Raw genomic sequence first — 19,127 nt, 5'->3', positions numbered from 1 at the left:
TCAGCAATGGACGTTGGATATAGGATAGACTACGAAATGAAAAACGCCAAAAACGAGGCGGGTTTTAAAAACCACCCAACAAGGTTAAAAAGGGCTCGGATGATAATCACACATTGGAGAGAGGTGAGAGAGCATGAGCATTGAGGATGCAAACATCCATGAAGGTTACGATGATTACATCACCTTCCTAAAGAGGCGCATAAGGCAACTCGAGCTTCAGGTGAGGACGCTCGAGGCCGATAAGGAGAGGCTTGAGAGGGAACTCTCGAGGCTCAGAATGGAGATGTCAAGGCTTCGCCAGCCCCCTGCCTTCGCGGGCAACGTTATAGAAGTTCTCGACGACGAGAGGGCCATAGTCCAGAACTACAACGGACCGCGCTTCGTCGTCAGAATCGCCCCGTGGATAGAGAGGGACAAGCTGAAGCCCGGCTCAAGGGTAGCTTTAGACCAGAGAACGATGGCGATAGTCGAGCTCCTTCCGACGGAGAAGGACCCGAGCGTCCTCGGCTTCGAGGTCATAGAGAGACCCAGGGTCACCTACAAGGACATCGGCGGTCTCGACAAGCAGTTGCAGGAGCTCCGCGAGGCCATAGAGCTCCCCCTCAAGCACCCCGAGCTCTTTGAAAAGGTTGGAATCGAGCCCCCGAAGGGGGTCCTCCTCTACGGCCCCCCGGGCTGTGGAAAGACCCTCATGGCGAAGGCCCTCGCGAGAGAGGTCAACGCAACTTTCATTCGCGTCGTTGGAAGCGAACTGGTCAGGAAGTTCATCGGCGAGGGCGCCCGCCTGGTCCACGAGCTCTTCGAGCTTGCCAAGGAGAAGGCTCCAACGATAATCTTCATCGACGAGATTGACGCGATTGGAGCAAAGAGAATGGACGAGACGACCGGTGGTGAGAGGGAAGTCAACAGAACCCTGATGCAACTCCTCGCTGAGATGGACGGCTTCGACCCTCGCGGGAACGTCAAGGTCATAGCGGCAACGAACAGGCCCGACATACTCGACCCGGCCCTGCTGAGGCCGGGAAGATTCGACAGGCTGATTGAAGTCCCGCTCCCGGACTTCCGCGGAAGGCTCGAGATACTCAAGGTCCACACGAGGAAGATGAACCTCAAGGACGTTGACCTGCGCATCATAGCGGAACTCACCGAGGGCGCGAGCGGAGCCGATTTGAAGGCCATAGCGACCGAGGCTGGAATGTTCGCCATCAGGGACAGGCGCGAGTACGTCACTCATGACGACTTCCTTAAAGCCATAGAAAAGGTCCTCGGCGCTGAGAAGAGGCTCGCCCAGGCGATAGCGATGCACGAGGTCATGTACGGCTGACCTTTTCTGTCATTTTCGTCCCTTTTATTACCCCCCACGCCAGGGCGTAGAGAACCGCTATGGCGAAGAATGCCTCCCTATAACCGAGCCTGTCTATAAGCCAGCCTGTGAAGTACGGCCCGACGGTTGCCCCGAAGAAGCCTACCATGTTCACGAAGCCCATAACCGGTCCAAGGTTGTCCTTTCCGGCGGTTTCAGCGGTGAAAGCCGTAACCATCGGGCCGACCGAGTAGAATGTCAGGCCGAGGGCGAGTGCAGAGAAGAAACCGGGTTTCACGACGAGGAGAACGATTAGGAGCGCGTTGGAGAGGAAGGCGAGTTCAAGAGCCCTTCTCCCAAGCCTGTCGTAGAGAACCCCTCCTGCGAGGGAACCCGCGATGCCGACCAGCGAGAGGAGGGAGAATAGGTAAGAAGCCTTTTCAACACCCATTCCCGTCGAGGTCAGAAAGGCGACGAGGAATGTTAGAACGCCGAAGAAGGCCATCAGAGCGAGGAAGTTCGCCACCGCCAGGTTCACCGAGCCGACCTCGATTGAGAGCCTTGCTCTGCCCCTTCTTTCCTCAAGATTCCTGAGGGAGATGACGAGCAGGACTCCAACGACCGAGCTCATAACGGCCAGAATCGGGAAGGCATAGCGCCAGCCGAGGTTCAAAGCCACAGGCACGACGAGTAGCGGGACTATCCCGGAACCGACGGGCGGACCAAGCATGAAGACGCCGAGGGCGGAACCCTTCCTCGCCCCGTAGGTTTCGGCTATCAAAGCCGTTGCGGGGGCGTAGTAGAGGCCGGAGAAGAAGCCGTAGAGTGCTCTGAAGGCCAGGACTTCCCAATATTGGGAAGCGAAGAAGAGCATCGCGGAAGAGATTGAGTAGCCAAATATGCTCAACGCGAGGAGCCTCTTCCTCCCGAAGCGGTCGCCGAAGTAACCTGCTGGAACCTGAATGAGCGCGTAGGGGAGAAGAAGGGCTGTCATGAGAAGTCCCGCCTGAGCGTTGCTCAGATGAAACTCTGCCTTTATCATCGGAAGGAGCGGGGAAACGGCCATTCTGTGGGCGTAGTTGAATATCCAGCCGAGGGTTATCAGGATAAGCGAAACGAGCATGGATTCGATGAGGGATTGAGCGCTTAAAAGTTTGTTGGACAGAGGTGGCCGACGAAAGTTTATAAGAATCCAAGCGGTAGTAACGGGGGAGGAGAGAGCGAATGGTCAGCAAGCTGTTGGCGCTCGAAGCTTATCCTTCACTCAGGGACCTGGACTTCAGAATCCTCAGGGGAGTAGAGCTCAACATGAGGCACCACAAGTGGGTGCCGTTAGAGGACATAGCGCGCTTCGCAAGGGTGGACGTTGAGACTGCATCGTTCAGGCTCGGCAAACTCGACGACATGTCCCTCGTCAGGCGGAGGAGCGACATAGGCTACATCGGCTACCAGCTCACGATACACGGCTACGACGTTTTGGCCATAAGGGCCCTCGCGAGGAAAGGCGTCGTAGAGGCGATAAGCACGACGCAGATTGGCGTTGGAAAGGACGCGGACGTTTACGTCGGAATAACGCCAGCCGGAGAGAAAGTTGCCGTTAAGTTCAACAGGATAGGGGGCAGAACGGCTTCGCGGAGGGCAGGTTATCACTCCCACGTCTTCGCCGATAAGCACCACACGAGCTGGCTCTACGTCTCAAGGCTCATCGCGAAGAAGGAATACGACGCTCTGGTCCTGCTCAGCCCGATTGCGAGGGTTCCTAAGCCGATAGCCTGGAACAGGCACGTCCTCGTCATGGAGTTCGTTGAGGGAACCGAGCTGGCGGAGCTGAGGGACGATGAGCTGACGAGGGAGGAAGCAACGGAAGTCCTTGACAAAATCCTCGAGGAGTACCTCAAGATAGTGCGCTTCGGTATAGTCCACTCGGATTTAAGTGAGTTCAACGTCGTTTTAACGGGCGACGACATCTTGATAATAGACTGGGCCCAGCACCTGACCACCGCCCACCCGGAGAGCTACGAGCTGTTGAAGAGGGATTTAACGGTCATAATCAACGCCTTCAAGCGGAGGTGGCGGGTTGAGAGGAGCTTTGATGAAATCTGGCCGGCCTTTGAGAGGGCCTGGCACGAGAGCAGGGGGGAGGGGTATGGTGATTAAGTACGAGCCCCTTAACAGGCGCGAGAGAATCCTTAAGCTCTTCCGCGAGGCAATCGAGGCCGAGAACAGGAAGGACCTCGAAACCGCGAAGAGAAAGCTCGACGAGATACTCCACGAGAGCCTCGACGTTGAGCCGGAGTTCTACTTCGAGGCCTGCTTCCGCCTGGCCGACATATTCCTCCAGGAGGACAACTACCGGGGAGCGGTCAAGTGCGCCCTGAGGGCCATCCTGAGGGCACCGAGTGAGGACCACTACAGGCTCGGTGTGAAGAGGTTAGGAGACATACTCGCGATAATCAAGAAGGAGAACCGCCTGGCTGAGCTGGCGGAGAACATGGACGCGACGCTCAGGCTCATCGAGGAGGACGAGGAGCTACACCGCTTTACGCTCGCCCTCGTGAAGCTCGCGAGGGGAGAAAGGGTGAGGGAGAAGTTCATCCTGCCTGAGTTCAACGAGGTCTTCGAGAGCCTAATCGAGTGAGGAACTCCCTTACGTACTCTTTTTCCGGCGGAAACGGGAAGTTGTAGGGCTCTTTCTTTGGTCTCTCGTTGTAGTAGGGTCTGTTGCAGGCGGGACAGCCGTGCGTTGCGAAAACCGCCGGCGGAACCTCGATGTCAGCTAAATCAAAGCCCTCTATCGAGTCCCCGTCGAAGATTATCCTGTCGTCCAGGCCATGCTCGATTAGCCACCTCGCCAGCTGGACCTTCCGGTAGCGCTCGATGCTCGGCGGTTCGAGGTTCTCAAGCCCCGTTCCCTTCAGGGGGGTGAATGCGAAGAGTGAAACATCAGCACCAATCGCGTAAGCCCTCTTGAAGACCTCTACCAGCTCCCTGTCGGTTTCGCCGAGCCCGACTATGACGTGGATTAAAGCTTTTCCCGGGCCGAGAACGTCAACTACCCTCTCCGCAAAGTCCCACATCTCGTCCCAGTCGAAGTCGGGCTTTATCTCGCGGAAGAGTCTCTCGCTCGCAACGTCGAGGCCAACTCCAACGTAGTCAACGCCGAGTTCCTTAAACTCCTCAAGCGTTTCCCTCGAAACGGGCGTTATCGAGACCGAGACCGGCAAGCCGAGGGGCTTGAACGCCCTCAGAAGTGCCAGAACGTCGTCGAGCATCCCGGGATAGTCTATCGTCTGAAGGCATATCCTTCCGAAACGGCCGTTGGGAAGAGCTTGAACGACCTTTTCGAGCCCGAAGGCCGGCCAGGTGACGCGGGAGAGCCTGTCGAGGTTTGCCCTGCTGGAGCGCGCCTGAGCGCAGAAGGCGCAGTCGTTGGCGCACTTGCCGGGCCAGTAGGTCATCAGATACGCGGTCGTCGGCTTGGCCAGGAGCTTCGCCCTGATTAGGCCCATCGCTATCGCCGTTCCGTAGGAGACCCTAACGAGCATTGACCTTCCCCCAGATGACGGGCGCGTAGAGGGTTATAAACCCGACCCCCAGGATGAGCGGGAGGAGCGGGAAGACGTCGGCGTAACCGTAGAGCTGGGCGACGTAGCCGAGGCTGACCTGACCGGCGAGCGTTCCGAGGTCGAAGAACATCGTGTAGATTCCCGAGCCCATCGTCCTGATTCTCTTCGGAAGGTTGCCGAGGGCCATCAACTGCATCGCCGGAACCGCTAAGCCGAAGCCGGCCCCGATTAGGGCGGCGCTGACGTAGGAGCGGGGCGGGAGGGTGTAGAGGTTGAGCAGGACGTAGCCGAGGAGGAGTAATGTAAGACCGAGGGTTATCACGGGAAGGGGCCCCCGTCTGTCGGCGCTTTTACCGCCAACAACGCGCGTCATGAAGGAGAAAAGGCCGATGACCATCATGTAGTAGCCGAAGATGCTCTGGGGAAGGGAGAGGGACTTGTAGAGAGCCGGTAGATAGGTGGTAACCCCCGCGTAGCTCATCGAGAAGAGGAAGAGCGTCAGCGATGCCGAGACGAAGGTTACCCTCAACAGCTCGCGGTAGCTGGCCCTCTCGTGCTCCCTCGGCTTGACGATTTCACCGGCCTCGCGCCAAGCTATGAGCGCGAAGAGTGCCCCAACTCCAGAGAAGATTGCCGTTAGAGCGAACGCACCGGCGAAGCCCATCACGTCGGAGGCGTAGCCACCTATGGCCGGCCCGATTATGTTGCCGAGGGAGAACATCATGCCACGCCAGCCGAGGGTCTCGCCAACCCTCCCTTCAGGAGCTAAATCAACGGCCGTTGAGAGGCTCGAGGGAAAGAAGAGGCCCATCGAGAAGCCGTGAATGGCCCTTGCGAAGGCGAAGAGGTAAACGTTGGCGCTTACCGCTGAGACCACATAGAGGATTCCAGCGAGGAGGCCGAGTAAATTTCCGCCGACGAGGGCGTGAAAGCGATAACCTCTGTCGCCGACGGCACCGCCTATCGGCTTGGAGACGAGGGATAGGAAAGAAGTGACGCCTGCAACGAGGCCGACGAGAAAGGGCTCGGCGTGGAGGCTCACGAGGAACGGGGAAACTACTGGCGTTACGACGCTTATCCCAAGGAAGAAAAAGAAGGTCGAGATGTTGAGGAGCCAGACGTTCCTCATCGAGGCCACTAAACACCAGCCTCCGGTTTCTCCATGCCGTCCCTCATGAAGGCGTAGCTCATGTGCTTGGTGTTCTTGGCGAAGCCCACGTTGCCCTTCGCATCAACCATGATGATGCCCATGGTGTCTTCGCCAAAGTACTTCGTGGCGAGGCTTATCGCGGCGTCGCTCGCCGACTGGGCGTCGAGACCGAGCCTAACCAAATCGGTAGCGCTCTTCGCCAGAGCGAGCTTTATCGCAACCTCGCCGAGGCCGGTGCAGGAAGCTCCAGCGACCTCGTTGGCGTAGGTCCCGCCGCCGATTATGGGCGTGTCGCCAACGCGACCGAACATCTTGAGGAAGACCCCACCGGTTGACGTTCCGGCAACGACCTCCTCGCCGTCGAAGGCAACCGCTCCAACGGTGCTCCTTAGAACCTCGGGGTACTCCTTGATGAGCTCGTTGAGCTTCTTCCAGTGCCTCGTCTCGCCCTTTTCAATGAGCTTCTTCCTCAGCTCTTCCCACTGCTTGAGCCTCTCCTCCGTTACCGGGTCGTACTCCTCGAAGCCGAGAAGGCGAGCGAACTTCACGGCACCCTCGCCGATTAAAAGAACGTGGTCGGTCTTCTCCATGACCTTCCTCGCGACGCTTATCGGGTTCTTAACACCCCAGATTCCGGCAACGGCTCCCGCTTCAAGGGTCTTCCCGCGCATTATGGCGGCATCCATCTCGACCCTGCCGTCGAGGGTTAAAACGCTCCCGGTTCCAGCGTTGAAAATCGGATTGTCCTCAAGAGCTTTAACGGCCTCTTCAACTGCATCGAGAGCGGAACCCCTCTTCAGCTCGCGCCAGCCCGCTAAAACAGCCTCCCTAACGCCCTCGATGACCTTTGGAATCCTCTCCTCCTTCCGTATCGTGCCCGCTCCCCCGTGAACTATTATCGCGGCCATGAAAACCACCGAAAAAAGTTCCCTCGAAGGGTTAAAAGGGTTGTGGAAACGAAGAGAAATCAGCTGAGGGCCATGTTGATTATCGTCTCGCCGATGTTCTCGATGTACTCAAGGATTCTCCGGAAGCTCTCCTTGGCTATTGACTGCCTGTAGTCGGTGGCCTTAATCGTGGCGCGGAGTTCGAGCATGAGCTTGTCTATCGCCTTGAGGTCGCGCTTCTCTATCTGGGCCACCATTGCCTCGAACTTCTCCCTCAGGTAGGGCACGTCAACCTCGCCGGGGTTCTCGGCTATCCTGATGATGTGGTCGCCTATCCTCTCGATTTCCCTCGCTATGAAGAGGATTCCCATGAGGTCAAAAGTCCTCTTGACGATTCCGCTCTCCTCGGTAACCGTGTGCTTGCTGAGGAGCCTGTTAACGGTTCGGATTATCAGAAAGTAGAACCTGTCGAGCTCGTTTTCGAGGTCGTTTATGTCGCGCCTTATCTCGCCGTCCTCACCCTGGATGAGCAGTTCGAGGTCGCCGAGCATTGAGACCACGAGGGAGCGAATCCGCCTGAGGAGCTCAACGAGGTTCACCTCGTCCTCGTCGAGGAGGCTCTTTGCCACTATCCTGCTGGGCTCGTCGAGGATTATCTCAACGCCCGGGAGGCTCTGGAGGACCTTCCTTATCTTGACCTTGTAAATCGGCATCTCCTCGGTGAAGTGAATCTCAAGGACGTCGTAGCCCTGAATGTAGGCGGAAATCACGAGCCTTATGGCCATGTCCGGCGAGAACTCCTTGGAGAGTCGCAGTATCTTCTTCTCGCTGACGTCCCTCGGCTCGCTGGGGAAGATGGTTATACTGCCGTCGGGGTTTATAGTCAGCGGTATAGTATCGCCCTGCTTGAGGTTGTGCTCCTTGACCCACTTCTTTGGGAGGGAAATTATGTATGAGCTCCGCCCTGTAAACTGTATCTTTCTGAACTCCATAGCCCGCACCGAACGCTATATAGTGGTAGTGGTTAAAGGCTTCACTTCGATAGACTTATAAACGCTATGAGGGACGTTTCATCATGCTCTCGGAGTACGGCAGGGACGCGAAGATACTCATAGGCGCCAACGCACTGGGCCAGACGTTCCTCTGGTTCTCGTTCTTCATAATGCCCTTCTACCTCAAGGCCCTCGGTTACGACATGAAGGCGATGGGGGCATTCTTCTCGGCCCAGACGATAGTCGGTGGCCTCTTCTTTCTCCTGGCGGGCTACCTTTCGCTCCGCCTCGGCTATCGAAAGACCCTGCTCCTGAGCGCGCTCATAGGGCTCATCGGAAGGCTCCTCCAGGTGCTCGCTTTGAACGCAACGGTCCTCTTCCTCGGCTTCGTCCTGGTGGGAATCAACATGGGGCTGAGACAGCCAAACTACAACGCCTACCTGAGCGAGCTCGTTCCGGATGAAAGGAGACACGAGGCGTTTTCCAAGAGCTTTGGACTGGGAACGCTCTTCAACTCCCTCGGCGTTCTCTTGGCGGGCTTTCTGCCGGGCTACCTCATGGGGCTGTCGCTGGCGGAGGAAACCGCCTACAGGATAACATTTTCACTCTCGATACTCCAGTTCGTTTTCGTCGTTCCGGCGTTGCTCCTCGTGAGGGACGTTGAGGTCAGGGAGAAGAGGATAAAGTGGGAGAAAAGCCTGGTTCTCAAAATCCTCAAGTTCTCGCTCCCGAGCGCGCTCATAGGCCTCGGCGCGGGGATAACGATACCATTCATGAGCATCTACTTCAAGCTCAAGTTTGGGGAAACGTTGCAAGCGATAAGCTGGATTTTCTTCTTCCAGCAACTGGCGATGGGCCTCGGCTCCTTTGGCCTGCCGGAACTCGTGAGAAAATGGGGCCCCGTGAAGGTCATAACGTCCTTCCAGGGGACGGCAACGTTTCTCTTCGCAATATTCCCCTCGATAGAGACCTTTGCGCTCGCGGGAGCGGTTTACGTCCTCAGGGCGATACTGATGAACATCATCTGGCCGATATACAGCTCATTCATGATGGGCTTCTTCAAAACCGAGGAGAAGGCAACGGCCAACGGGATACAGCAGGCCTTCTCGACCTTCATGCGAGGAGTGGGCAACTCCATCGGCGGGACCCTCTTCGCGGTTTCATTGGCCTATCCTTTCTACGCCACCGCACTCCTCTACGCCACTGCGACCGGATTGTTCTACGCCTTCTTCATAAAGCACAACGAAGAATGAGAAAACCGGACGGGAAAAACAAAGATTAGGCCTTCGCGAGTTCCTCACCGCGCTCAAAGGCCCTGAAGTTCATCTCCCAGAGCTTCTCGCGGAGGGTCAGCCTTATTCCCTCAAGAAGGCTCTCGCGCTTGAGCGGTATCAGGCCCTTTCCGTAGGCGTAGCCGAGCATCAGGACGCCCAAAGTTCTCGGGTTTATCCTGTCTGCCTCGCGCTGGAAGTTCATCATGTGGACCGGGCAGATTCTTCCGATGGCTTTTTCTATCTCGTCAAGCTCCGGGTAGCGCTCCTTCCCGACGAGGGTCGTCGCCGTGTGGATGGGATAGGCGTTCACTATGGCAACGCTGTCCTTTCCGAGGAAGCGCGCGTTCCTTAGGGCCTCGGCAGGCTCAAGGGCGAGCATGAGGTTGGCTTTGCCCTCCTCGATGAGGGGCGAATAAACTTCCTCTCCAAAGCGGAGGTAGCTGAGCACGCTACCGTAGCGCTGGCTCATTCCGAGGGTCTCGCCGATGCGGACGTTGTAGCCCTCGACCATGGCCGCGTTGCCAATTATCCTCGAAAGGGTAAGACCGCCTTGACCGCCGACTCCGGTAATGATGAGGTTGAACTCCATGAGCACCACCTTGGGGAGTTGGAGGGGGAGAATAAAAAGCTAAGCTCAAAAAAATTCGCTCAGAGGATTAGCTCCTCGAAAATTCTGAGCTTTTCACGGCCTTTAATGTTTACCCAGTCAAAGATTGAGCCACCGCTCTCCCTCAGCCTGAGGCTCTCAACGAGTTCTTTGTAGATTCCACCGGCTATGCCGTTGGCTATTATCGCGCTCCCCTCGGCCGCTTCCTTGGCCTTCGCCCTGCTCTGGAGCTTGAGAACCTCGACCGAGAAGCCGTAGCGCCCGAAGGTATCCTCAAGGGCGTCCTTGACGTCGCTGAAGAACTCCGGAATCCGCGAGAAGCGACCGCTGATGTAGATGCTCTCGGGTTTAACAGAGGGAAGCAGTGAGAAGACGTCCTTGACGATGGCCTCTATCATCGCGCTGTAGCCCTTTCCGACCCTCTCGTCCTCCTTCGCGAGCTTTACGAACTCCTCGGGCGAAACCGAGAACGGGTCTATCCCGGCAACGTAGGACGCACCGCCTTGGAAGAGAACGAGCTTTCCGAAGTCGTCGAGGGCATTAGCCAACGCATACGCCAATTCGCCGTCCATGAAGCCCATCCCGAGGTAGCCGGGGAAGCCGGCCGTTCCGGCCATGGCGTCAATGATTTGGCCGTTCTTGACGGCCATCGCGGAGGTGTAGGCGAAGCCGACCTCAACCGCTATGAGGTTCGTCTCAGAGTAGGGGATTCCCTTTCTCTCGGCTTCCCTCACCATCGCGAGGGCAACGGTGAAGACCTTGTCGGCAGTTCCGAGGTCTATCCTGTTGGCCTTCCTCCACTCGGGAACCGTCGGGAGGTGTATGACGCCGGGGGTGAAGTAGACGTTGAGGTCATTTGCCTCCCTGAGGAGGAGCATGAGCTCCCTCAAACCGACTATCTTGAGCCTCCTCTTAACGTCGGCCTCGGTTATGAACGTGGCTAAAGCTATCTCAGCATCGGTGGCTTCCCTCGCGGGTTTGAGGGGTATCCCGTAGCCGCAGGGACCGACGATGGCGTCAATCTTCCCGTGCTCCTCCTGAACTTCACGAAGGAGTTCAACGATTACGGCCGGGTTCTCGGTTACCCTGTTCCTGTCCACAGAGACGTCGACTATTACCTCCCCGGTCTCGTCGTCGAAGCCGAACAAATCCATGCTCTTCGTCCCGGAGTCTATACCAACTGCCTTAACCACGCTCCACCACCATCCCCCTGTTGTCAACGCCCGTAACGAAGACCTCTCCGCCGTCGCCATTCTCGCGGAGGAAATTCTCCACGATGGATTTTAGCCTTTCCGCTTGAGCCTGGCCTTTGACTAGGCCGTAGAAGGTCGGCCCCCAGCTCGTCTGACAGGCGCAGTAGGCTTCCTTCAGCATCAGCCTTATTCCCTCGTTCACGATGTCGCAACAGTAAACGTTCTCCTGGTAGTCGCTCCAGAACTCCCCGAGGAGATGGTTGAACTGGTAGAGGCCCTCCCCAAAGGTTTTTATGTCCCGCTCGACGAACGCTGGCAGGATTTTCATGAGCACTATCCTCGACAGCCTGTCGGCCAGCTCCGGCGGCATCTTCTTGAGGTTTCCGAGTATCTCGTCCTCGCGCTTCCTGATTTCGGCGAGGGCCTTCCTCGGGGTCTCCGGGATTGCCACGACGAAGAGCCAATCGTCAGGAAAGTCACCCCGAAAAATCAGCGGGGGAACGACCTTCTCACGCTTGTCCACAGGGAAGCCGCCCTCGTAGATGAAACCGCCAACCTTGAGGGCGTAGAAGCCGAGGGCAGTTATGAGACCGCGTCTTACAGCCAACGCCACTTCCTCAAGCGAGAGGTTAAGGCCATAGAGCTTACTCACGGCCATTCCTGTGCTCAGGGCGAGGGTGGTGTGGAAGCCGATTCCAACCCACTTCGGGATGTAGCTCCTCACGGTAACCTCAACGGGCGGGAAGTCGTAGCGCTCGCGGAGCCTCGTCAAGAACTTCAACGCATCTTCGTCGTTGGAGCGGTCTTTTTCAGCTTCTCTGACCTCTATTTCGAGGCGTGGCTTTTCTATGGCGAAACCAACCGTTCCGTAGAGCCGTCCCATGTCCCCGCTCAGGTCGGGGTTTCCAGTGTGCAGATGAGCCGGCGCGCTAATCCTCACCACCATGTCCATCACCGGAAACTTCGGATACCTATTTAAGGACTCGTGAGGACTCAAAAACATGACGTTCAAGGAGTACTACTCGGCCTTCAAAGCCTACAGCGACATCTATTCCGACGAGTACAGGAAGAGGATTGAGAACCTTGAACCGCTCCTGATGAAGTTAATGAAGGAAAAGGGGAAAGTTCTCGACCTCGGCTGTGGGGCGGGGGGCTTCTCGTTCCTGCTTGAGGATTTGGGCTTCACCGTCGTTGGCGTTGACAACAGCGACTACATGCTCTCCCTCGCAAGGGGTTTTGCCAGAGAGAAGGGCTCGAAGGTGGAGTTCATCAAGGCAGATGCGAGGGAGTTGCCATTCGAAGATAACACCTTTGACTACGTCCTCTTCATCGACAACCTCGTCCACTTCGAACCCCTCGACCTCGGAAAGGCGTTCCGCGAGATGGCGAGGGTTCTGAAGCCGGGAGGAAAGCTAATCCTCCAGTTCACCGACCTGAGGGCGCTCCTTCCGGTTCTCATGAACGGACAGGTAATCGGCGCTGAATACTGGATTAGCAAGGTCTTGCCAGACAAGGACGAGAAAACCGTCCTGATAGAGTTCCAGAGCGAGGAGAAGTCCTTCAGAGTTCGCTTCAACGTCTGGGGAAAGACGGCGGTGGAACTGCTCGCGAAGCTCTACTTCAGGAAGGTCGGGGAAGAAAAGATAAACGAGCACACCTACTTCCAGGTATACCTGCCGAAAAAATGAATTAGGCCTCCAAGCGGAGCCTTTTGACCACGAACTCCTTGTCGAGCGAGGCCAAGAACGGGGCCAGCCTCGGCCCGCGGTCCTTCCCGATGAAGAGGTTGTAGAGTGCTTTGAACCACTCCTTGCTCGGGATTCCGCGCTTCTTGGCAACGTCGAAGATTGCGTTGTTGAGCTCATCCACGGTGAAGGTATTGGCCTCAATCCAGTCCGCCAGCTCTCTCATCGCTTCTCTAATTTCGGGCTTGAGTTCGAGCTCGGGGAGCTTTTCGAGAAGGCTGAACTTGACGTTCTCAGGGGCGTACTTCTCCACCCAGTTCCTGGCGAGCCTGATGCGGAGCCTTATCCTCTCAAGGTCTTCTTCATCGAGTTTTTCAGGAACGTGGCCCTGCTCCTGGAGAACCCTGATTATTCCCTCCTCGTCGAGGTGGGGCATCTGGACGAGGGTGACGAGGAAGCGGAAGGGCGCCTGAGCGATAAGCCTCTCCGGAACCTTCGGCATCGAGAGCTCGTAGGTTCTCTTGAGTTCCTCTTCCTCCTCGGGGTTCTTTGCGTGCTCAAGGCCGAAGTAAATCCTCTCGACCTTGTCAAACTCGTCGTAGAGGTTGAGCAGGCCGAGGCCGAGGTCTATCTTGAGTTCCTTGTTGGGCCTTGCCTTGGCGTAGATGAAGCGGATTATTCCCGGTTCGAGGACCTCGTAGAGGTCTGAAAGCAGGATAACGTTGCCCTTTGAGCCACTCATCTTGCCCTTCTGCCCCTTGATTCCGACGAACTCGTACATGAGCGTCATCGGCGCCTTCCAGCCGAAGACCTTCTCGGAAATCTCCTTCCCTGTGTCGTAGGAGCTTCCGGCGGCGAGGTGGTCTTTCCCGGCGGGCTCGAAGTCCACCCTGAAGTGAGCCCAGCGCATCGGCCAGTCGACGCGCCAGCGGAGCTTCACGTTGCCCTCCCTTATGTCTGTCTCGCCCTCGCTACCGCAGTGCTCACAGCGGTATTTAACCTTCCATCCGCCGTCCCACGAGACGAACTTAGCCTCGCGCCTGCACTTCGGGCAGTAGACCATAACCGGTTGCCAGTCGTCCTCAAGGGGTGGTTGCTTGGCCCTCTCACGGTACTTGTCGAGAACGGCCTTAATCTCGTCGCGCTTTTCGAGGGCAAGCCTTATCTCCTCGGCGTATTCACCCGACTTGTACAGCTCACTCGCGTAGAGGAAATCAACCTCAATGCCGAGCTTTCTCACTTCCTCCTCGAACTTCTCCATGAAGTGCTCGGCATAGCTGTCGTGACAGCCCCAAGGGTCGGGAACTTCCCTGACTGGCTTCGTGAGGTGCTCCTTCCACTCCTGCGGGACGTTCTTGGGGACCTTCCTAAACCTGTCGTAGTCGTCCCACATATGGATGTGCCTGACCTTCTTTCCCCTGTCCCTCAGGGCGTGGCCCACTATGTAGGCCGTGAAGAACTCTCTAAAATTACCTATGTGAACGTAACCGCTCGGCGTGATTCCGCTCTCGACCACGTACTCCTCCTTGTCGCCCCTTTCGCGGATTATCTTTTCGGCCATGTAGTCAGCCCAGTGAACCATTCTCACCACCGCGCTTAGCTCCTCGAAAGGGCTTTTAAGGTTAGCTTCCAGTTGAACAACTTTCCAAGAGAAACATTTATAAGTGCAAAAAGTAAAAACTACCAAACAATGTAAAAGGTGAACGCCATGGAGTTCGAACTAATGAGAATGAACGTCTTCTTTCCAGCGTCGCTGGAGCTTCAGGAGGAGCTTCTCAAGGCCGGCTTTAAGGTGCCCTACGACAAGGAAACCGGGAGAAAAACTCCCGTTCCTGTTGTTTCAAGCTCAATGGAAGGGCGAAAGCTGAGACGGGGAAGACTGCTGAAGGCCAAAGATGTTGAAATGAAAGACAAGTTCACGGTGATTCCCGGGGAGAGGGCCCTCATCGAGTTCGAGGTTACAGAGAAGGGCTTCCTGGTAATAAGGCCGAAGCCACTGGAGTACCACCTCGAGGAGCTCGGCTTTCTCTCAGTTCCACCAAGACTCTGGGGAACGTGGGCGGGCTTCTCACTGCCCTTCTCAGCTTACGACGCGCTCCTCTCAGAGCTGGAAGAGTTTAAAGGAGAGAACCGGGGCTTTTACACAGCCTCAAAGGGCTCGAGGGGCAGAATTGAGGTCTACGTCTACAAGGGGAGGACTAGGAAGGACCTCGGAATTCCGGTTTTTGGATACTCCCTCGGACTCCACGGCTTAAGCCTGGCGGAGGAGTACCTGAGGGAAAAGGCAGAAGAGAACGGCGTCCCGGAGGAGAGGCTCCGCTACCTCAAGCTCGGCCTGAGGAAGAGGAAGGAAACCAAGGCCGGCCTCAGGGTCGGAATCGTCTGGGAGAACGGAAAGCCAGTCGAGGTTACCCTCAAGCTCTCGACAACGGAGCCGAGGGTCAGAATTCAGGGCCTCTACGGCGAGCTGGTTGGAAAGTCAAGGGGAGAACTGACGAGAACGGACGACTGGTACATCGTGGTTCACGCTTCCGACTTCATAACCGCCCTTGAAACCGTTGGAAGGGCGTTCGGATAAAGTTATTAGCCCCAACCTTCTTCATTTTTTGGTGGAATGGATGTTGATGTTCGGGTGGTTGCCCTACGCGGGAATTGCCGCGGTGTTAATAGGGATTGCCATAGCGTTTACCAAGTGGCTTGGAGACGAATGGACGTGGATAAACAGAAAGATAATTCACTTCAGCATCGTCCCGGCCATAGTGATGTTCTACTTCGGAAAGATTCCGGCGGAGGTTTTCAGCGCTTCGGCTTTCGTTTTCGGCCTGTTCCAGCTGTGGCCACACATTAAAAAGAGGGAGTTCTCCTGGTACCAGATAGAGCACAACTACGGAGAGGTCTTCTTCGCGTTCTCGGCCTCGGTTGTTCCATTGGTTCTTCCAAAGGAGTACGCAACGGCGCTCCTCCTAGCGATGGCCATCAGTGATGGGGTAACCGGGGTGGTCAGGCACTACTACTTCAGAAGGCACGGCTTCAACGTGAAGCTCAAGAAGCACTGGACAGGAAGCCTGGCGTATCTGATAACCGCCCTTGCGATAGCACTCGCTTTCCTCGATGGAGACGCAATAAGAAAGATGATGTGGGCAGGGTTGCTGACCCTCGCCGAGTATCAGCCCTGGCTCGACGACAACCTGGCCGTTCCGCTGGTGGGAAGTTTGCTGTTCATTCTCTACTGAGCCCACCTGACCTTCAGGCTGTCCTTCTTCACCTTTTTGAACTCCTCAACGAGTGCCCTTCCGGTTCTCTCCATGAACTCCTCGATGTCGATGATGCCAACTTCCCTGAGGCCTATTGCATCAACGCCCTCTGGAATACCCCTGGCCTCAACGTTTATCCCGATGTGGATTTTGACGCTTACCGGGGAAACGGTTGCTATCGAGATGCTGAGCTTTCTCCCGTTCACGTAGATGTCGTCGCCCTTTCTCTCGGTCTTCACGCCGTATTCAGCTAGGACCTCGCAGAGCTTAGCTATGAAGAGCTTCTGGAGCGTTGAGGCGAAAAGCGTGTTGACTAAATCGAAAACCTCAATTATGTAGTGCACCATGTCGTCGCTCCTGATTTCCTTGCTCGCGCGGAGGTCCTCTATGTCAATCATCTCCTCGACCTTGACGTCGCACCTTCCGCGGAAGACGACGAGCGAGTTTCCGAGGATTCCGAAGTTCCTGTAGGCCCAGTGGCTCCCTATCGCGGAGCCGTCGTAGTCTATGCGCCTATCCTTCACGATGAGCAACTCCATGATATCACCCCAGCTTTTGGAGTAGTTGTTTAAGCTCCTCAAAACTTTTAGTGTCTTTCCACATGCGGATGAAATCAACGCCGGGAACTGCCATTTTGACACCATCGATGTGAATATCTCGGTCGTCGATGTAAATGACGTCGTCAATATCGTAGCCGAAGGAGCGAAGCTCCTCCATGGTTCTTCGAATCATGTCGCCCTTGTCAGGATGGCCTTCGATTTTTGGAAACATGAAGTAGTCCCACAACTTGAAACCCTCGAGAATCGGCCTTACCCTCTCCTCAATGTTCCAGCTCGCAATGCTTAGAATGAACCTTTCGCTCGCCCATTCGATGAACTCGCGAACACCAGGAAAGAGGCAGAGTTTTTGGCCGAGGGAATCTGTTAAACAATCACCGCTAAACTCGTAAGGCGGAACCAAAGCAGAAGCGTCCTCGTGGTCCCAGAGAGTGCCGTCCAAATCAAGAACGAGCAGTCTCATCGGAATCACCGGGAGAAGGTATCACAGAGAATTTTAATTTTTGCGGATTGAGTCTTACAGAAGAGTCGAGTTAAGTTAAGTCATGATGAGGGCCGTGCATAGGCGAGCTGGTCTCTCAGACGCCCCGCCCGGGGCACTCGGGCTGTTGGGAGCGGCAGACTGAACGGGTCGGTTTCCCTTCCCGCTTACATCCCCGCCCCATCAAACGGGTCTTCTTCCCGAGCCCTCGTCCTGGGCAACGGACCGGTCACCCAGGCCCAAACGCCCAGGAATGGCCGCCTATTTTCGGGGACCGCTTCGGCCTTAGATGCTTTCAGGCCTTATCGGACGCGGCGTAGCTGGCCCGGCTATGCCCTGTAGGACAACCGGTAGACCAGAGGCCGCGGCTCCCTGTTCCTCTCGTACTGGGGGAGCCTTCCCCTCAGGCGGCCAGCACCCCCGGTAGATAGCATCCGACCTGTCTCACGACGGTCTAAACCCAGCTCACGTTCCCCTTTAATGGGTGAACACCCCCACCCTTGGCCCCTGCTGCAGGGCCAGGATGGGAAGAGCCGACAGCGAGGTAGCAAGCCTCGGGGTCGATATGGGCTCTCGCCCGAGACGACTCTGTTATCCCCAGGGTAGCTTTTCTGTCATCCCTGGCCCCCACCGGGGAGGCACAGGGGTTCGCTAGGCCACGCTTTCGCGGCTGGACCCGCCTCTGTTACGGGTCCAGTCAGGCCGGCTTTTGCCCTTGCACTCTACGGCGGATTCCTGACCCGCCTGAGCCGACCTTAGGGCACCCTCGATACCTTTTCGAGGGTGTGCCGCCCCAGCCAAACTGCCCACCTACCGCTGTCCCCCCTTCCGGGGGTTAGCCGTACGGCAGAGGGTGGGCGGTGTCTCATGGACGGCTCCACCCGCCCCGGAGGGCGGGCTTCGACGCCTCCCGCCTACGCTGCGCACCCCCCGCCGTACGGCAACGGCAGGCTGCAGTAAAGCTCCATGGGGTCTTCGCTTCCCACCGGGGGTCCCAGGCATATGCGCCTGGCAGAGGTTTCGCCGGGCCCCAGCCGGGGACAGTGGGGACCTCGTTACGCCATTCATGCAGGTCGGCATTTAACCGACAAGGAATTTCGCTACCTTAAGAGGGTTATAGTTACCCCCGCCGTTTACCGGTGCTTCACCCGGTTGTACCCGGGCTTCACATACCGGCACTGGGCAGGCGTCGGCCCCAGTACAAACCCTTTCGGGCTAGCTGGGACCTGTGTTTTTACTAAACAGTCGGGCCCCCCTAGTCACTGCGACCTGCGGGTTACGCACCCGCAGGCACCCCTTCTCCCGAAGTTACGGGGCCAATTTGCCGAGTTCCCTCGGCTGGGTTTCCCCCGACACGCCTTAGGCTTCTCACCCAGGGGCACCAGTGTCGGTTCTCGGTACGGTCGCGGTGGATCGTTCCGAGGGGCTTTTCACGGGCCCCAGGGATCGGCGGAACCCCCCTTACGGGAGGCCATTCGCGCTTTCATCCGGTTCTCGCCATTACGGCACTCCCCGGACTTATACGCTTAGCCGGCCTTGTGGGCCGGTCCGCCTACCCCGAGGCGTCACCCCCCGGGCTTGCGTTGCCGCGCCTACCACCGCGGTACGGGAATATAAACCCGTTTCCCTTTCCCCGACGCCGAGTTACGGGTCGGGTTAGGACCGACTAACCCACGGCTGACGAACATTGCCGTGGAACCCTGGCCCCTACGGCGGCCGGGATTCTCACCCGGCTATGCTGCTACTCCCGGCAGGATCCGCAATACCGACGGGTCCACCGGACCTTACGGCCCGGCTTCCACCCCATCGGCACGCCCGCCTACCCGATCACGAACCAATCGGTCCGTGCGCCGGGGTCTCGGCGGCCGGCTTGAGCCCCGTCCATTTTCGGGGCCCCTGACCTCGACGGGTGAGCTGTTACGCACTCTTTAAAGGATGGCTGCTTCTAAGCCTACCTCCCCGCTGTCTAAGGCCAGGGACACCCTTTGGAGTAACACTTAGCCGGCACTTTGGGGCCTTAACCCCGGTCTGGGTTGTTCCCCTCTCGGGTGACGGCTTACACCGCCCCCCTACTCCGGCCATCTACGGCGGCGGTGGGTTCGGAGTTTGACAGGGGGCCGGGGGATTTCTCCCCCTAAACCCCCAATCAGTGCTCTACCCCACCGCCTACCTCCGGCA

Annotated in this window: 19 protein-coding genes and 1 rRNA gene; 8 read left to right on the top strand and 12 right to left on the bottom strand. The window is 57.2% G+C overall.

Going from position 1 to position 19,127, the window contains the following annotated elements; genetic code table 11:
* Positions 1 to 6 precede the first annotated feature (6 nt).
* Positions 7 to 144, top strand: a complete 138-nt coding sequence (locus tag ACYQ04_RS00100) for a hypothetical protein (RefSeq protein ID WP_460126621.1) — start codon at positions 7 to 9, stop codon at positions 142 to 144.
* On the top strand, positions 134 to 1,324 hold the full coding sequence (locus tag ACYQ04_RS00095) for a proteasome-activating nucleotidase (RefSeq protein WP_460126619.1): 1,191 nt from the start codon (positions 134 to 136) through the stop codon (positions 1,322 to 1,324). Before ACYQ04_RS00100 ends, ACYQ04_RS00095 begins: the two co-directional genes overlap by 11 nt.
* Here the strand turns inward: ACYQ04_RS00095 and ACYQ04_RS00090 are convergent.
* Positions 1,311 to 2,426 (bottom strand): MFS transporter, encoded by a 1,116-nt coding sequence (locus ACYQ04_RS00090; protein ID WP_460126616.1) that lies wholly within the window; start codon positions 2,424 to 2,426, stop codon positions 1,311 to 1,313. The two genes, ACYQ04_RS00095 and ACYQ04_RS00090, sit on opposite strands and share 14 nt — an antisense overlap.
* Before the next feature lie 101 nt (positions 2,427 to 2,527).
* On the opposite strand from ACYQ04_RS00090, the gene ACYQ04_RS00085 reads away from it, so the two are divergent.
* Together ACYQ04_RS00085 and ACYQ04_RS00080 are read left to right on the top strand one after the other, a co-directional pair.
* Positions 2,528 to 3,460 (top strand): RIO1 family regulatory kinase/ATPase domain-containing protein, encoded by a 933-nt coding sequence (locus ACYQ04_RS00085; RefSeq protein ID WP_460126612.1) that lies wholly within the window; start codon positions 2,528 to 2,530, stop codon positions 3,458 to 3,460.
* On the top strand, positions 3,450 to 3,941 hold the full coding sequence (locus ACYQ04_RS00080) for a tetratricopeptide repeat protein (RefSeq protein WP_460126610.1): 492 nt from the start codon (positions 3,450 to 3,452) through the stop codon (positions 3,939 to 3,941). The genes ACYQ04_RS00085 and ACYQ04_RS00080 overlap by 11 nt, the downstream gene beginning before the upstream one ends.
* On the opposite strand, the gene lipS2 is transcribed toward ACYQ04_RS00080, so the two are convergent.
* Genes lipS2 through ACYQ04_RS00060 form a run of 4 tightly spaced genes read right to left on the bottom strand, consistent with a single transcriptional unit; the run spans position 3,910 to position 7,898 of the window.
* Positions 3,910 to 4,848 (bottom strand): LipS2 family lipoyl synthase, encoded by a 939-nt coding sequence (gene lipS2, locus ACYQ04_RS00075; RefSeq protein ID WP_460126607.1) that lies wholly within the window; start codon positions 4,846 to 4,848, stop codon positions 3,910 to 3,912. The two genes, ACYQ04_RS00080 and lipS2, sit on opposite strands and share 32 nt — an antisense overlap.
* Positions 4,838 to 5,998 carry an MFS transporter gene (locus ACYQ04_RS00070; RefSeq protein WP_460127216.1) on the bottom strand — a complete coding sequence of 387 codons (1,161 nt, stop codon included), beginning with the start codon at positions 5,996 to 5,998 and terminating at the stop codon, positions 4,838 to 4,840. Before ACYQ04_RS00070 ends, lipS2 begins: the two co-directional genes overlap by 11 nt.
* A gap of 8 nt (positions 5,999 to 6,006) precedes the next feature.
* The gene (locus ACYQ04_RS00065; RefSeq protein ID WP_460127215.1) at positions 6,007 to 6,927 is read right to left on the bottom strand and encodes an isoaspartyl peptidase/L-asparaginase family protein; all 921 of its coding nucleotides are present in this window, start codon (positions 6,925 to 6,927) and stop codon (positions 6,007 to 6,009) included.
* A 59-nt stretch (positions 6,928 to 6,986) separates the two neighbouring features.
* Positions 6,987 to 7,898: a PhoU domain-containing protein gene (locus ACYQ04_RS00060; protein WP_460127214.1), complete on the bottom strand. Its 912-nt coding sequence runs from the start codon at positions 7,896 to 7,898 to the stop codon at positions 6,987 to 6,989.
* Between the two features lie 83 nt (positions 7,899 to 7,981).
* Here ACYQ04_RS00060 and ACYQ04_RS00055 point away from each other — a divergent pair, with 83 nt between their 5' ends.
* Positions 7,982 to 9,151 (top strand): MFS transporter, encoded by a 1,170-nt coding sequence (locus ACYQ04_RS00055; RefSeq protein WP_460126605.1) that lies wholly within the window; start codon positions 7,982 to 7,984, stop codon positions 9,149 to 9,151.
* A 25-nt stretch (positions 9,152 to 9,176) separates the two neighbouring features.
* Here the strand turns inward: ACYQ04_RS00055 and ACYQ04_RS00050 are convergent, their stop codons facing one another.
* The 3 genes from ACYQ04_RS00050 to ACYQ04_RS00040 are packed head-to-tail and all read right to left on the bottom strand — an operon-like array spanning position 9,177 to position 11,924.
* Positions 9,177 to 9,761, bottom strand: coding sequence for an indolepyruvate oxidoreductase subunit beta (locus ACYQ04_RS00050; protein WP_460127213.1), 585 nt, complete (start codon positions 9,759 to 9,761; stop codon positions 9,177 to 9,179).
* A 59-nt stretch (positions 9,762 to 9,820) separates the two neighbouring features.
* Complete coding sequence (locus ACYQ04_RS00045; protein ID WP_460126603.1) at positions 9,821 to 10,972, bottom strand: DUF1464 family protein; 1,152 nt, start codon at positions 10,970 to 10,972, stop codon at positions 9,821 to 9,823.
* A complete protein-coding gene (locus tag ACYQ04_RS00040; RefSeq protein WP_460126601.1) occupies positions 10,965 to 11,924 on the bottom strand; it encodes a beta-ribofuranosylaminobenzene 5'-phosphate synthase family protein in 960 nt (319 codons plus the stop codon). Before ACYQ04_RS00040 ends, ACYQ04_RS00045 begins: the two co-directional genes overlap by 8 nt.
* 49 nt (positions 11,925 to 11,973) lie before the next feature.
* Here ACYQ04_RS00040 and ACYQ04_RS00035 point away from each other — a divergent pair, with 49 nt between their 5' ends.
* A complete protein-coding gene (locus ACYQ04_RS00035; protein WP_460126598.1) occupies positions 11,974 to 12,660 on the top strand; it encodes a class I SAM-dependent methyltransferase in 687 nt (228 codons plus the stop codon).
* Position 12,661: 1 nt separating this feature from the next.
* Here ACYQ04_RS00035 and lysS read toward each other — a convergent pair whose 3' ends face one another.
* Positions 12,662 to 14,239: a lysine--tRNA ligase gene (gene lysS, locus ACYQ04_RS00030; RefSeq protein ID WP_460127212.1), complete on the bottom strand. Its 1,578-nt coding sequence runs from the start codon at positions 14,237 to 14,239 to the stop codon at positions 12,662 to 12,664.
* A gap of 126 nt (positions 14,240 to 14,365) precedes the next feature.
* Between lysS and ACYQ04_RS00025 the strand changes: the two genes are divergently transcribed.
* Positions 14,366 to 15,235 (top strand): PhoI, encoded by an 870-nt coding sequence (locus tag ACYQ04_RS00025; RefSeq protein ID WP_460126596.1) that lies wholly within the window; start codon positions 14,366 to 14,368, stop codon positions 15,233 to 15,235.
* 46 nt (positions 15,236 to 15,281) lie between these two features.
* Positions 15,282 to 15,890, top strand: coding sequence for a hypothetical protein (locus ACYQ04_RS00020; protein WP_460127211.1), 609 nt, complete (start codon positions 15,282 to 15,284; stop codon positions 15,888 to 15,890).
* On the opposite strand, the gene ACYQ04_RS00015 is transcribed toward ACYQ04_RS00020, so the two are convergent.
* The 3 genes from ACYQ04_RS00015 to ACYQ04_RS00005 all read right to left on the bottom strand — a co-directional run.
* A complete protein-coding gene (locus tag ACYQ04_RS00015; protein ID WP_460126594.1) occupies positions 15,884 to 16,450 on the bottom strand; it encodes a DUF366 family protein in 567 nt (188 codons plus the stop codon). The genes ACYQ04_RS00020 and ACYQ04_RS00015 overlap by 7 nt on opposite strands.
* A gap of 4 nt (positions 16,451 to 16,454) precedes the next feature.
* Positions 16,455 to 16,931, bottom strand: coding sequence for a magnesium-dependent phosphatase-1 (locus ACYQ04_RS00010; RefSeq protein WP_460127210.1), 477 nt, complete (start codon positions 16,929 to 16,931; stop codon positions 16,455 to 16,457).
* 125 nt (positions 16,932 to 17,056) lie between these two features.
* Positions 17,057 to 19,127, bottom strand: a 23S ribosomal RNA gene (locus ACYQ04_RS00005); the annotation flags it as partial.

Source organism: Thermococcus prieurii (assembly GCF_054657655.1).
This window is presented reverse-complemented; position numbering and strand designations above follow the sequence as displayed.